Source organism: Marinobacter sp. PE14 (assembly GCF_053566155.1).
The window spans coordinates 95,408-109,127 of record NZ_JBQXNY010000002.1; the positions used below are offsets into that span (position 1 = coordinate 95,408).

14 protein-coding genes are annotated in these 13,720 nt (G+C 59.8%); 8 read left to right on the forward strand and 6 right to left on the reverse strand.

What is annotated here, in order from left to right; all coding sequences use genetic code 11:
• Positions 1 to 35: 35 nt before the first annotated feature.
• Entirely contained in the window at positions 36 to 1,751 is a 1,716-nt protein-coding gene (locus tag ACWJ62_RS06340) for an FAD-binding oxidoreductase (protein WP_449285420.1), read from the forward strand.
• Here ACWJ62_RS06340 and ACWJ62_RS06345 read toward each other — a convergent pair.
• Both ACWJ62_RS06345 and ACWJ62_RS06350 read right to left on the reverse strand, forming a co-directional pair.
• Positions 1,729 to 2,862 (reverse strand): putative sulfate/molybdate transporter, encoded by a 1,134-nt coding sequence (locus tag ACWJ62_RS06345; RefSeq protein WP_449285421.1) that lies wholly within the window; start codon positions 2,860 to 2,862, stop codon positions 1,729 to 1,731. The genes ACWJ62_RS06340 and ACWJ62_RS06345 overlap by 23 nt on opposite strands.
• 38 nt (positions 2,863 to 2,900) lie before the next feature.
• Positions 2,901 to 3,785: a substrate-binding domain-containing protein gene (locus ACWJ62_RS06350; RefSeq protein WP_449285422.1), complete on the reverse strand. Its 885-nt coding sequence runs from the start codon at positions 3,783 to 3,785 to the stop codon at positions 2,901 to 2,903.
• A gap of 118 nt (positions 3,786 to 3,903) precedes the next feature.
• Here ACWJ62_RS06350 and ACWJ62_RS06355 point away from each other — a divergent pair, with 118 nt between their 5' ends.
• From ACWJ62_RS06355 to ACWJ62_RS06385, 7 genes are all read left to right on the forward strand, one after another.
• Positions 3,904 to 4,602: an ABC transporter permease gene (locus ACWJ62_RS06355; RefSeq protein ID WP_053113881.1), complete on the forward strand. Its 699-nt coding sequence runs from the start codon at positions 3,904 to 3,906 to the stop codon at positions 4,600 to 4,602.
• A complete protein-coding gene (locus ACWJ62_RS06360; RefSeq protein WP_449285423.1) occupies positions 4,599 to 5,342 on the forward strand; it encodes an ABC transporter ATP-binding protein in 744 nt (247 codons plus the stop codon). Before ACWJ62_RS06355 ends, ACWJ62_RS06360 begins: the two co-directional genes overlap by 4 nt.
• A gap of 68 nt (positions 5,343 to 5,410) precedes the next feature.
• Entirely contained in the window at positions 5,411 to 6,217 is an 807-nt protein-coding gene (locus tag ACWJ62_RS06365; protein WP_449285424.1) for a substrate-binding domain-containing protein, read from the forward strand.
• A gap of 187 nt (positions 6,218 to 6,404) precedes the next feature.
• Positions 6,405 to 7,274 (forward strand): formate dehydrogenase accessory sulfurtransferase FdhD, encoded by an 870-nt coding sequence (locus tag ACWJ62_RS06370; RefSeq protein WP_449285425.1) that lies wholly within the window; start codon positions 6,405 to 6,407, stop codon positions 7,272 to 7,274.
• A 12-nt stretch (positions 7,275 to 7,286) separates the two neighbouring features.
• Positions 7,287 to 7,874, forward strand: a complete 588-nt coding sequence (gene mobA / locus ACWJ62_RS06375; RefSeq protein WP_449285426.1) for a molybdenum cofactor guanylyltransferase MobA — start codon at positions 7,287 to 7,289, stop codon at positions 7,872 to 7,874.
• Entirely contained in the window at positions 7,871 to 8,362 is a 492-nt protein-coding gene (gene mobB / locus ACWJ62_RS06380) for a molybdopterin-guanine dinucleotide biosynthesis protein B (RefSeq protein ID WP_148609964.1), read from the forward strand. The genes mobA and mobB overlap by 4 nt, the downstream gene beginning before the upstream one ends.
• Before the next feature lie 26 nt (positions 8,363 to 8,388).
• A complete protein-coding gene (locus ACWJ62_RS06385) occupies positions 8,389 to 9,636 on the forward strand; it encodes a molybdopterin-binding protein (RefSeq protein WP_449285427.1) in 1,248 nt (415 codons plus the stop codon).
• Here the strand turns inward: ACWJ62_RS06385 and ACWJ62_RS06390 are convergent, their stop codons facing one another.
• Genes ACWJ62_RS06390 through ACWJ62_RS06405 form a run of 4 tightly spaced genes read right to left on the reverse strand, consistent with a single transcriptional unit; the run spans position 9,637 to position 13,656 of the window.
• Positions 9,637 to 10,113, reverse strand: coding sequence for a DUF6505 family protein (locus tag ACWJ62_RS06390; RefSeq protein WP_064229096.1), 477 nt, complete (start codon positions 10,111 to 10,113; stop codon positions 9,637 to 9,639).
• Positions 10,110 to 10,814, reverse strand: a complete 705-nt coding sequence (locus ACWJ62_RS06395; RefSeq protein WP_449285428.1) for a biotin/lipoate--protein ligase family protein — start codon at positions 10,812 to 10,814, stop codon at positions 10,110 to 10,112. Before ACWJ62_RS06395 ends, ACWJ62_RS06390 begins: the two co-directional genes overlap by 4 nt.
• Positions 10,811 to 11,659, reverse strand: coding sequence for an Mrp/NBP35 family ATP-binding protein (locus ACWJ62_RS06400; RefSeq protein ID WP_449285429.1), 849 nt, complete (start codon positions 11,657 to 11,659; stop codon positions 10,811 to 10,813). The genes ACWJ62_RS06395 and ACWJ62_RS06400 overlap by 4 nt, the downstream gene beginning before the upstream one ends.
• A gap of 17 nt (positions 11,660 to 11,676) precedes the next feature.
• A complete protein-coding gene (locus ACWJ62_RS06405; protein ID WP_449285430.1) occupies positions 11,677 to 13,656 on the reverse strand; it encodes a 4Fe-4S binding protein in 1,980 nt (659 codons plus the stop codon).
• Positions 13,657 to 13,720 lie beyond the last annotated feature (64 nt).

The following is a 13,720-nucleotide window of genomic DNA, read 5'->3' on the forward strand; positions in this document are numbered from 1 at the left end:
GTAACGGGGCAGCCCCTTCACAGATGGAGAACCAGATGTCTGAATCCGGCACCAAGTCACTCCGCAAACCCCTGCGATTCTGGGGCTGGGGCTATGCAGACGAGAATCTGCACCCGGACGAACATGCCATGATCGAAACGGTCACAAAAATGTTTGTACCGGAAGGTCTGATGGAGATTGAGCCACCAGCGGTTGAAGACTTCGAGCTTCCCGCATCCCGATTACCATCGATTCCCGAGCACCTGTCAGACATTATTTCCACTACGCCCTACGACCGTCTGGTACACAGCTACGGAAAGTCCTACGCCGATATGGCCCGGATGCTGATGCGGCAAGTGCATAATCCGCCCGACGCCGTTGCCTTTCCCAAAACCGAAGACGACATCCAGCAACTGTTCAGCTATGCGGCCGCAAACAACATTGCACTCATCCCCTTTGGTGGCGGCACCAGCGTCTGTGGCGGCGTAGAGCCCGATGTTGGCGACAGCTACCGGGCGACCATCAGCGTTGATCTGGAGAACCTGGACCGTATTCTAGAGATCGATCCGGTCAGCCGCCGGGCACGGATTCAGGCTGGCATCAAAGGCCCGGATCTCGAACGGCAGTTGAAACAGCACGGTTTGACGCTGCGCCATTATCCGCAGAGCTTTCCCTTCGTGAGTCTGGGAGGCATGCTCGCCACACGGGCTGGCGGGCACTTTGCGACCGTTTACACCCACATTGAAGACATGGTGGAAGCAACCAGACTGATCACGCCCAAAGGCATTATCGAGACCCGGGCCTTGCCCGGCTCAGGCGCCGGTCCTTCGGCAGACCGCATGGTCTGTGGCTCGGAGGGCACCCTGGGCATCATTACCGAGGCAACCATGCGACTGCAGCACCGTCCCACCTGGAGAGCCACGGCCTCGGTGCGGTTTGACAGTTTTATGAAAGGCGTCGATGCGGTCCGGCAGATTGCGCAATCGGGCCTGTTTCCGTCGAACTGCCGCCTGCTCGATGAAGCCGAAGTGATCATCAACCGGATTGCTGACAGGCCGTGCGCCATCCTCGTTCTTGGCTTCGAATCCGCAGACCATCCCCAAGACCAGAAAATCGAACGGGCCGTTGCTATTGCCGAGGAGCATGGCGGCGTTCTGCAGAAAGATGGCATTACCTATACCCCGGATCATTCAGAGAAAGGGGCCAGCGAGGTCGAGTCGTGGCGCAATGCCTTTATTCGAATGCCCTACTGGCGTAACCGCCTGACGGCCATGGGCATGATTGCCGACACCTTCGAAACCGCGATTACCTGGGACAAGTTCCCGGACCTCTACAAGGCGGTAAAATCGACCATGGAGACCGCGCTTCGGGAGATCACGCAACGACCGTTTTCGTTTTCCTGCCGTTTTACTCACGTTTACCCGGACGGTCCCGCGCCCTATTTCACGTTCTACTGCGTGGGCGACACCACCGGCGATCTGGGCAAGGCGCTGGACAAGTGGAAACAGCTCAAGCGCATCTCCATGGAAGTGCTGGCCGAGCAGGGTGCTACCGTCACACATCACCACGCGGTTGGCCGGGATCATCGCTTTGGATATGAGCAGCAGACATCACCGCTGTTTCGTCAGACCCTGGCGGCGGGCAAGCACTTCCTGGATCCACAGGGCATCCTGAATCCAGGCGCCCTGATCGACCCGCAGGATAAAGGCGTTGGCATTAGAGGTGTGTTATCCGATCAGGGCGACTCTTTCAGTCCTGATGCACACCATTGAACCGCCCCCGCACCCAGGCAGTCCGGAACGTCTCAGCGGCCACTCCGGCCAGGAAACCGAAAAACGGGTCGGCCCAGAAAGTTATCAGCGCGGTGATTCCGATCACCGGCCAGCAGGACGGTTTCGCGGTCCAGAGACGCCTGGTGAGGCCAAGCTCGACTGCTGCGACCATGAGAAGAGCGCCAAGACCAGCCGCGGGAACGGCGGCGATAAACGATAGACCGCCCGGCACGATTGCCACCAGAAGCAAACCCACGCCCAGCAGGACCGGCGCAAGTCCGGTGCGGGCACCGAAGCGATAGTGTGCCGCAACACCGCCAGCGCCATGACACATGGGCAAGGCACCGAAAGGTACCAGGCACAAGTTAGCCAGGCCGGTTGTAACGGAAAGACGCCCAGGCGAGACCCGATGGGACTGGTCGCCGAAATAATCCCCGACCACCAGGGCCGTCAGAACGATCGCGTTGGTGATGGTCAGCGCCAGTTGTGGCAGCACCAGGATGGAAAATCCCTGCTGCCAGTCATCCATTGAGGGCGGCTCCGGCATCGAGAAAATCGCGGGATCCGCCGGTAGCGGGAGGCCGGGCGAGCCCAGCAGCGCCCCGAGAACCATCGCCACGGCAAGACCCAGCAATGCCGCAGGCCAACTGGGGAAAAGTTTCAGGGTGATGGCCAGCAACGCAAGGACCAGGAGCCCCAACGGCAAAGAGGTGGTCATAAGTTCCAGGCTCATGCTGGCCAACAACAACCCCAGCCCCAACTGTAGGCCGCTCAACACCGAACCTGGCACCAGGCGTGCAGCCCGGTTGATCCACCCAGTTGAACCCAGAATCAGAAGAATCGCGCCGATCAGAACACCACTGGCAACCAGGCTCTGGGCACTGACCTGGGTGGTAAGCAGAAGCGCGGCCACCGCTTTCATGGGTTGCACGGGTACTGGCAGGCGATAATAAAGCCCGGTGGCGATATAGAAGAGGGCAAATCCCAGCAGAACCGGTACCGGCGCCAGCCCGGCCACGCCAATGGCTCCGAGGCTCAGTGGCAACAGTGTACCAATGTCACCCAAAGCGCCGCTGAACTCTTTGACAGTTCTGTTTCCGATTGACCCCATGCAGGCCCCTGCTTGATCTGCCTGTTTATTATTTTTGCTCAGGCGTTGTACACAACGTTTCCAAGCTCACTGATATTATAACCACCCAATGCCTCCGCTCGCTGAACAAATCGTTCACTGCGAGCAAAACCCAGCAATCGCTGCATGGCCGGTTCGAAGTAATGGCGCCGGCGCATGGCCAGGTCAAAATGCTCCTGCTGCAGCGGAATGAACGCCAGGCCCTGGCGTCTTGCCGCCGCTTCTATACCTATGCCCACATCCGCCTCCCCCTGGCGAATGGCCAGGGCCAGATCATCCTCGCTGAGTGAAGGATGCTCGGCCCAGGTCAGCTGACTGCCCTCGATACGATAGCGGGCAAGCAGGCTCTGCAACAGATGACTGACGCCGGCATCCGGCTGTCGATGGGCGAGGCGAAGGCCGGGCCGCGCGATATCCTCCAGTCGTGTCAGTTTGTGGGGATTGCCCGGCGCCAGGAGCAGGCCCTGCTGACGCTTGGCCCAACGAATCAGCACCAGGTCTCGCATCCCGGTCAAACCCAGGGTTGCCGGATCGTTATAACGCTCGCTCTCGGCGTGCCAGATATGCATACCCGCGAGCATGGCCCGACCATCGACCAGCCGCTGCACCCCATCGCCGCTTCCCTGGCACAACATGGCCAGCTCTGCGCTGCTCTCCTTTACCGCCCATTCGAGCAGCGGGTCCTGACTACCCACCAGCACCGGCGGGGTTGGCGCACTGATCGCGTCGTCCCCTTCCAGATGGTTCATCAGCCACAAATCAATACGCTGGCGCGGGAACAATAGCTTTCCGGTAATCCGCACACAGGGAATAACACCCTGGCTGACCAGGTCGTAGACCTTGCGTTCTTTCAGGCGCAGATACTCGGCGGCCTCGGCCGTAGTGAGGTAAGCGGGGAGGGACATCGGTTTCTCCGGCGGATCGGGCAAAAGCACCAGACTGTTTTTGGCTGCATATTTTTCAGCAGGCTGTGCAAAGCGTAGTTAAAAACGCCACGATGCTCAACACTAAGGAGACGCTGCTGTGGAAGATAATGCGTTTTACGTAGCGCTGTCGCTACTGGTGAATCTCGACGCCTCGCTGTACCAGATCGTGGTGCTTTCGCTGCAGGTTTCGCTTCTGGCAGTCCTGATTGCGGCAACGCTGGGATTTCCGCTGGGTGCGGCAGTCGCGTTATGGCAGTTCCCCGGTCGCGGCGGAGTGATTGTGGCGCTGAATGCGCTCATGGGGCTACCTCCGGTTGTGGCCGGGCTCGGCGTTTACCTTCTGCTGTCGCGGGCCGGGCCTCTCGGGGAGCTGGGGCTTCTGTTCACCCCCGGCGCCATGGTGATTGCGCAGGTGATTCTGGTACTGCCCATTCTCGCTGCGCTTTCCCGGCAAAAAGTGGAGGAGTTGCTTGGTGAATACCGGGAACAGTTTGTCTCCCTGGGCATGTCCAGGGCGCGCATGATGCCCACCCTGCTTTGGGATGCCCGCTTCGCCCTGCTGACCGTTCTGCTCGCCGGGTTCGGGCGGGCCAGCGCCGAAGTGGGCGCCGTGATGATGGTTGGCGGCAACATTGATGGCGTAACGCGGGTCATGACCACAGCCATCGTGCTGGAAACAAGCAAGGGCGCCCTGCCCCTGGCGTTGGGTCTGGGCATTGTGCTCCTGACTTTGGTTATGGCCATTAACGCAACGGCCTACATTCTGAGTGAAATGGCAAAAAGGCGCATGGGATGACTTCGTTAAACGTGCCTCTCAGCAACTCGATCGAGCTCAGCGCACCACCTTCGCTGCGTTTTGAAAGCGTTGAGTTCAACCCGTTCGGGCACCGGCTTTTTGGTCCCTGCTCATTCACGCTCGATGGCCCAGGCCCCACGCTGGTAATGGGCCCCAATGGCGCCGGCAAGAGCCTGATGCTGCGACTGGCGCACGGCCTGCTCACACCGACGGAGGGAGCCGTGACCTGGTCAGGTACCAGCGCGCCCCGGCAGGCCATGGTTTTTCAGACGCCCGTGCTTCTGCGCCGTTCGGCGCTGGCCAACCTCAGGCACGCACTGGCCGTCAACAACGTGCCACGCAAGCTGCGCACAGAACTGGCACTCGAAGCCCTGGCGCGGTTCGGTCTGTCCTCCTGCGCAGACACGCCCGCCCGGGTGCTGTCCGGCGGTGAAAAACAACGCCTGGCACTGGCACGAGCCTGGTCGCTCGCACCGGCAGTGCTGTTTCTGGATGAACCCACCTCCGCACTGGATCCGGCTGCGATCAAGGCCGTGGAAGTCGCCGTGCAGGAATTTCACAAGCAGGGTACCCGCGTTGTAATGACCACGCACGATCTACACCAGGCACGTCGACTGGCCGGCGACGTCCTGTTCCTTTCTGAGGGCAAAGTACAGGAGCACACATCCGCAGATATCTTTTTCCGAGCCCCTGCCTCGCGCCAAGCACAAGCCTACCTCAACGGCGAGCTCGTAGCCTGATCCACCAATAAGAAACCGCATCGGACCACCGATTTCTTGATGAATGAATACCAAAAGGAGAAAACAAGATGAAAAAGACCCTTAACCTGGTTCTTGCAGCCGTCACGACCGTGGGCCTTGCCTTCAGCGCCCACGCCGAAGACTACATAACGCTGGCCTCGACAACCTCAACCGAGAACTCGGGCCTGTTTGATTCGATCCTGCCAAAGTTCGAAAACGCCACTGGCATCGAAGTGCGTGTTGTCGCCGTTGGTACCGGCCAGGCGTTCGAAATCGCCCGCCGTGGTGATGCCGACAGCCTTCTGGTGCACGACACCGTCGGCGAAAAACGTTTTGTCGAAAACGGCTACGCAACAGAGCGGGCCGACGTGATGTACAACGACTTTGTGTTGATTGGCCCTGCCGATGATCCGGCCAACATCAGCGAAGCGAAAACCGCCGCTGAAGCGCTGTCTGCCATTGCCGAAACAGAGGCACCGTTTGCCTCTCGTGGTGATGACAGTGGCACCAACCGCGCAGAACTGCGTCTGTGGGAAAGCGCCGGTGTTGAACCAGGCGGCAGCTGGTATCGGGAACTTGGCAGCGGCATGGGCCCCACGCTCAACACGGCAGCCGCCATGGATGCCTATGTGATGTCAGACCGCGCGACCTGGGTCGCATTTGAAAACCGCCAGAACCTGAAGCTGCTCTTCGAAGGCGACAAAGTGCTGTTCAACCAGTATGGCAGCCTGCTGCTTTCTGAAGAGAAGCACCCGCACCTCAAGCATGAGATGGCCGCAAAATGGCACAACTGGCTGCTTTCCGATGATGGACAAAAGGCAATTGCCGACTTCAAGGTAGACGGGCAGCAACTGTTCTTCCCGAACGCCCGGTAAGACAAAACGGGCAAAGGTTTAAGACCCCCGACCTCACCCGGTTTTACCCTGAGCAAAAACCCCGGCCATGCCGGGGTTTTTTTATTGGCTGAAAGCAGCTGTTTTTCCGGAATGCCAAATAAGCTAATCTCTGGCAATCTCCGTACAACTTCCATTCTGCGGCATTCATGAAACGGCTATAACAAAAATGACGATTAATCCCATACTTCCCGATCCCGAAGATCCCCGGCTTTCGCGGCCGGTAGAAGGTGTTGACGAAAACGGCGAGGCCAAATCGATCAGCGTGATCGAGGAGCGCCCTCTGACCATCTACCTGAACAGCCAGGAGATCGTCACGGCAATGACCATTGGCGATCATCCCGAGTACCTGGCCCTGGGTTTCCTGCTGAACCAGGGCATGCTGAAAGAGACCGATGAGGTCACCGGGATCGATTTTGATGAGGAACTTGAGGTTGCCGTGGTTCGCACATCGAGTGTTACCGATGTTGAAGACAAGCTGGAAAAGAAAACCCGCACCTCCGGCTGCGCGGTGGGCACGGTCTTCGGCGACATGATGGCGGGACTGGAAGGGCTGTCTCTGCCAGACACCCCGGTACACACCAGCACCTTTTACGACCTTTCCTACCAGATCAACCACACACCCAGCCTGTACATGGAGACCGGCGCCATCCACGGAACCGCGCTGTGCCAGGGCCAGAAGATCCTGGCCTACATGGAGGATGTCGGGCGCCACAATGCTGTCGACAAGATTGCCGGCTGGATGCACCTGAACAATATTCCCGCGGCCGATAAAGTGCTGTACACCACCGGGCGACTCACCTCGGAAATGGTGATCAAGACATCGCTCATGGGCATTCCCACGCTGATCAGCCGCTCCGGCTTTACCGCCTGGGGCGTCGACATTGCCCGGCAAGTCGGGTTGACCCTGATCGGCCGGATGCGGGGCAAGAAATTCACCTGTCTGAGCGGCCAACACCGCCTGGTATTCGATCAGGACCTCTCGCAGGTACCCGATGAAGACAAAAAGCTGCGTCGAAAAGGGGCTAAGCATGATTGACGGAGGCACGGCGTGACCGATTGCGCAGTCATCCTGGCCGGCGGCCAGGCAAACCGGATGGGCGGCGGCGACAAGGGCCGGCTTATGCTCGGCGACCAGTCACTGATCCAGCGTGTAATTGAGCGAATCACACCGCAGGTCGATGCGGTGGTACTGAATGCCAACGGCGATATACACCGATTTGACGATCTGGGTTTGCCGGTGGTCGCAGACTCCATTGAGGGCTTTCCCGGCCCGCTGGCCGGTGTTCTTGCCGGCATGGACTGGGCGGCCGAGCAGGGCCATGACTGGCTGATCAGCGTTGCCGCGGATACTCCATCCTTCCCCCGGGACCTGGCCGCAAGACTGGCCGGGCATGACACCCCGGTGGTACTGGCAGCCACGCCAGACCCGGAGCGGGGCCGACTGCCGCAACCAACATTTGGTCGCTGGCAGGTATCCTTGCGCCACGACCTCCGGGCGGCCCTGAACGATGGGGTTCGCAAGATCCGCCAGTGGACTCAGGCCCAGGGCGAAACCCTGGTGGTGTTCAACGAGGGCGACTTTTTTAACATCAATACGCCGGAAGATCTGGCCTGGGCGGAGCAGAACCTGAAGTGAACGTTATCGGCATCGTAGGTTGGAAAAACTCCGGAAAAACCACCCTGGCCTCGGCCCTGATTCGTGAGCTGTCCAGCCGGGGGTTAACGGTCAATTCGATCAAGCACGCCCACCACATGGTGGATGTGGACCAACCCGGAACAGACAGCTACAAACATCGTGACGCCGGCGCCCGGGAGGTCATCCTCGCCGGCGGTCAGCGATTCGCCATCATGCACGAACTCCGGGGGGCGGCGGAGCCGACGCTGGATGACTTGTTGGCACGGCTGAGCCCCTGCGACTGGGTCGTGGTGGAGGGATTCAAGACCCACACCCACGCCAAGATCGAGGTGCATAGACGAGAGGGGTCGAGGTCACCGCTGTTCACCGAGGACCCGAGCATTGTTGCTGTGGCGTCGGACTACGCAGCCGAATTCTCGGGCCCCGTTTTCGACATAAACGACATCTCCGCCATCGCTGATTTTATTCTAAACCGTCAGCAAGCCTGAACGGCATAACCGGGAGCCGAAGATCCATGAAACCGCTTCGCAACGACTGCTTTGCCCTGCCCCCTGGCGTCAACTGGACTCCGGTTGAAGAGGCCCTTGAGCGTTTGCGTTCACGGTTGCACCCTGTGGTGGAGACTGAACACGCCGTTCCGCTGTCCCGGGTAAACGGCCGTATCCTGGCAAGCGACGTCTACGCGCCCCGTGCACATCCACCAAGCAACAACTCGGCAGTCGACGGCTATGCACTGGCGGGCCCTGTAACGGATGTTCCCTGCTCCTTGCCTCTGGTCGATGGTCGCAGTGCCGCCGGCGAGCCTTTCAAAGGCCAGGTTCCCGCGGGACACGCGATCCGGATTCTCACCGGCGCAGTCATTCCGTCCGGGACAGACACAGTGGTCCTCGAAGAAGACTGCGAAGTCCGGGATGGCCAGCTGTACCTGAACGGCACGCTGAAAGCGGGCGCCAATGCCCGCAAAGCCGGTGAAGACATCCAGGCTCAGGATCGGATCCTGGTCGCAGGAACTCGTCTGACGCCCACGCAGATTTCCGTTCTCGCAAGCGTTGGGGTGGAGTCGGTCGACGTCTACCAGAAGCTGCGGGTTGGCGTTCTGTCCACCGGGGATGAGGTAAAGCCGGTGGGCGTCCCGGTCACTGATTGGCAGATCTACGACGCCAACCGGCCGATGCTCAGCGCCCTGGTCTCGCAACTGGGCTACGAGCTGGTGGACCTTGGCCATGCACTCGATCGGGCTGAAGAGGTCAAATCGGCTCTGGAAACAGGGGCGCAACAGTGCGATCTGATCCTCACCAGCGGCGGCGTATCGGCCGGCGACGAAGATCACGTGTCGAAAACCCTGAAAGCCCACGGCGACATCAGCAATTGGCGCATTGCCATCAAACCAGGCCGCCCGCTGGCCCTCGCCATGTTCCAGGGCACGCCCGTAGTGGGCCTGCCGGGCAATCCGGTCGCCGCCTGGGTCTGTGCCCTGCGGTTTGGCGCCCCGGCCATGGCATTACTTGCGGGCGGAGAATGGTTCGAACCTCAGGCGTATGTGATGCCGGCGAATTTTGCGAAAAACAAAAAGCCCGGGCGCAGCGAGATGTTGCGGGCACGAGTCCGCGATGGGCAGGTAGAGGTGTTCGGTTCGGAAGGCTCCGGCCGGGTGACCGGCCTGGCCTGGTCCGAGGGGCTGGTGGAACTGGATGAGAGCGCCCAGCAGATCGAGCCGGGCACTCCCGTGCGCTTTATTCCTTACGGCAGCTTCGGTCTGTAATCAGTCGACGCTGCCGTGAACCGCAAAGGCTTCCAGTGAAGCATCCTGAGGCCCCCGGGAACGGTAGGTTTCCTCGACACCCAGTTCGGTCAGGGTGCGGCTGACCATCAACAATGTGTTGTCCTCGAAATCCTCGCACATGCTGCGCATCTGGTCGATTTCCTCACAGGCAACCGGATAGGCCGCGTCGATATCCGGCGCGCCGTAATGGTCAACAAAGGTCTGCGCGAGGGTCCGGCGAACATGCTCCAGTTCCGGTTCGGTAATGTTGCAGACACCCACGAAACTGGCGCGCCCGCCTGATTCAATGCTGTACCAGCCGTTACTGAACGCCTGACGGGCTTTGCCTTTCAGGTCTGCCTCGGTCCAGTTGGAAAACTCGAAGCCACCGGAGATCGCCCACTCACCACTGGGTGCAGGCTTTTCAAATACGTTTTCGTCGGAAATATCCAGCTGAAGGGTTCGGGCCAGTTTCATACGTGCTCCGCGAATTCGATCAAACTCAATGTCTCGGTCATGACATCCTGACGCAACAGCATCCGGCCTTTTTCATCCAGGCCAACGAAGGTGCCGGGTCTGGGCAGTTCAATCATTTTGCCCAGAGTATCGCATCTTGGCCGCCACTCGTTGTGTACCCGCTCAAAGCCGCTGTCCAAAAAGTAGGTCAGCCACAGCAAGGTGTGCTTGGACCAGCTTTCCAGCAGGGCCATGGGCGTGATTTCGATGCAGCCTTCTTCATACAGGCAGGTCTCATCCGGATTTTCTCCCGGCTGGTCTGTCATCGGAATGAACGGTACCTCAATTCCAATCACCAGCCAGTTGGGGTAGGCCTTGGGATCGGACACATCCGATGCGAACCGGACACTGCCACAGAGCGCACCGTTTACCTTGATGCGATCGGGCCACTGAAAATGCACCGGCACTTCGGGCGGAGCCAACGCACCCAGACTCTCGGCAAGGCCAATCTGGGCCACATAGACTGCCTGAATAGCCTCTTCAAGCGGTGTTTCCGGTGCCAGGACCAGGGCCGCGCGCAGGGTGTCGCTTTGCTCGGAGTAGAACACCGTGCCGGAATCGACCCCCGCGATGGCGCGGCTGACGGCTTTATCGAACGGGTCCATGTGTCTGGGTACCACTTCTCCCGTAAGTAACGGCGGGAACTGGGGTGATTCGATCATTGGATGGCCCGGGCGTAGACGTCAGAGGCAATAATTTCATCGGCAATGCGCTGAAAGGCCTGCGCCTGGGGACTGTCCGGCTTCGAGACCACAATCGGGACACCGCCATCCGAGCCCACCCGGATATCGAGATCCAGCGGAATCTCACCCAGGAAGGGCGAACCCAGTTTCTCCGCCTCGGCCCGGGCGCCGCCGTGCCCAAACGGGTGGTGTTCCTTGCCACAGCCATCGCAGACAAATGAAGCCATATTTTCGATCAGCCCGAACAGCGGAACTTCCATTCGCTTGAACATATCAATACCCTTTCGAGCATCCATCAAGGCGATATCCTGCGGTGTCGAGACAATGACCGCACCCGCCACGAAGAACTTCTGGCTCAGGGTCATCTGGACATCACCGGTGCCCGGCGGAAGATCCACCAGCAGCACGTCAAGCCGGCCCCATTCAACCTGGTTCATCATCTGCTGCAAGGCGCCCATCAACATCGGCCCGCGCCAGACGATAGCTTCGTCTTCCGGTGCCATCAGGCCCAGGGACATCAGCGTTACGCCGTGATTCCTCAGCGGCAGGATGGTGCTTCCATCCGGGCTGGACGGACGACCGGAAACCCCCAGCATACGGGGCTGGCTCGGGCCATAGACGTCAGCGTCCAGCAAGCCGACCTTCAGCCCTTTAGAGGCCAGGGCCACAGCCAGGTTGGACGACACGGTCGATTTACCAACGCCGCCCTTGCCCGACGCAATGGCAATAATGCGATCCACGCCCCTCGGGTTCTTGTCCTGAGGCCTCGGAGCGTCAGTTCCGATCAGATTCGGTTTTTTTCCTACTTCGGTGTACTCAACCATGGTGTGTCCTGTTGTTTTTAACTGTCCAGATAATCATCACTGGTGCGGACCCGCGGGCGCTCGCCACCGGCCATTGGCGCTGTGCTCCCATGGAACTGGGCCTTGACCCGACAGTCATCGCACATCTTGATGAGCTGCACGTTATCAGAGTTCTTGTACATCCAGTGCTGGTTTTCCAGTTTCTCGACGATGCGGTTAATCGTGCTGGCAACGCCAAACGGGGTGCCACACTTGATGCATTCGAATGGCTCTTCACCGTGCAACGCCCGGGCACTGAGCGCCGCCTTGGACACATCGAGCTGGGGCTTCAGGGTGATGGCGGTCTCCGGGCAAGTACTCTCGCAGATACCACACTGGACACAGGCGTTTTCCGTGAACTGCACCTCGGGTCGATCCGGATGGTCGCCAAGCGCGCCCGTCGGGCATAGTGATACACAGGCAAGGCAGAGCGTGCATTTATCGGAATCAATTTCGATGGCACCGTAAGGCGCACCTTTGGGCAACGGAATCGGCTCTTCGATCTTTTCCGACATGGCAGCCACTGTCACGCGAGTGATATCCCGGCGACCGCCCACTAACAGTACAGGGTCGCTCACGCGACCGGCATTATCGCCGGCGTCGCAAAGCTCAATGGCGGAAATAACTCTAATCCGGCTCGGCGAGTTGTGGGTACCCTTGAGCAGGGCCTGGGCCAGCTCCACTTCTGCGGTCACTGCACGGCGGTCCAGCTCGTTGTCCGCAAGGATCAGAACCTCGGCGTAGCCGGCGCCAAGCGCCGCCATGATTTCAGCGTGGCCGACCCGGTCGACATGCTCCAGCCCCATCGGGATCAGATCATCCGCGAGACCATTATCGTAGCGAGCCAGGTTGGCAATGGCCTCTGTGCCAGCCTCCAGGGTATGGAAAACCAGGCGGGGCGATTCGTGGGTATGCTCGCGATAGACTTTGGCCATCACTTCCACAGCCTTGGTGAGCGCCTCGAACGGCGTCTCATTCATGGTCACTGCAGAGGTGGGGCAGACGGCAGCGCAGGAGCCGCAACCGGCACAGATATCCGAATCAATCTGGATGTGATCCCCAAAGGAAAAAATAGCCTCCGTCGGGCAGACATCCAGGCACCGGGTACAGCCCGGCTTGTTGGCCCGGGAGTGCGCGCACAAAGACTCTTCGAGCCTGAAGTACACGGTTTTTTCAAATTCACCCACCATTTCCCTTGCCGTCAGGGCAATGCGCTCCAGCTCGCCGGACTTTTCCGGGTCGGCCCAAAAGTAGCCGTTGCGCTTCTCGTGGCTCGGAAATGCCGGGGCGCCGCCGCGCAGATCGATAAACACATCGCATTCACTGCGGGCAGTGGGCTTGGCCGCCTCGTAACCCAGTTCGCCGCGACCGGCCGGGTGCAAGGGTTGCAGGTGAGCAAATTCCAGCTTGAAATTGCCAAGTGCACCGTAGGCTCCCGTCAGCTGGCCCTTGGCCACGTCGTAAGCGGCGGATGGCAGCTGAATGGGGCCGGCATCATTAACAATGCAGGTAACACCCAGTTCGTCCTGCACCAGCTCGGCCATCCGGATCGCCTTCTCGGTGGGACCGACGATGCAGCAAACGCCGTTGGACTGAATGGTTTTTGCCGGGGCCATGGGCGACGGCAATTGGGCGGCGGCAATCAGGGCTGCCTGCTTCGCGTGCAGGCGCTCGGGCTTCGCGTCGGGGGCGCTCCAGCCAGCACGATCCCGGATATCAATGGATAGGAGTGGAGCGGCGTGTTGGGTCTCGGCGTGAACGTCCTCTGCGAGGCGCTCGAACAAAGCCGCCTGCTGGCCACAGGCAATCAGGACGTCACTGCTGGCGCCCAGATGCTCGGCGGCAACACTCAGTTCCTTGCCGCACAGTTGATCAACTGCAATCGCCTGTTCAGCGCCCGCGGCTTTGCGCAAAGCCTCTGAATCGAAGGTCTGTGATTTGTCGCAGCTGCATAGTAATAAGGTCTTATGTGCCGTCATCAGGAAATTGACTCTTTCGTTGTTTTTATACGTATACGCTTCTGTATCGCTTTTCGAGCATGCC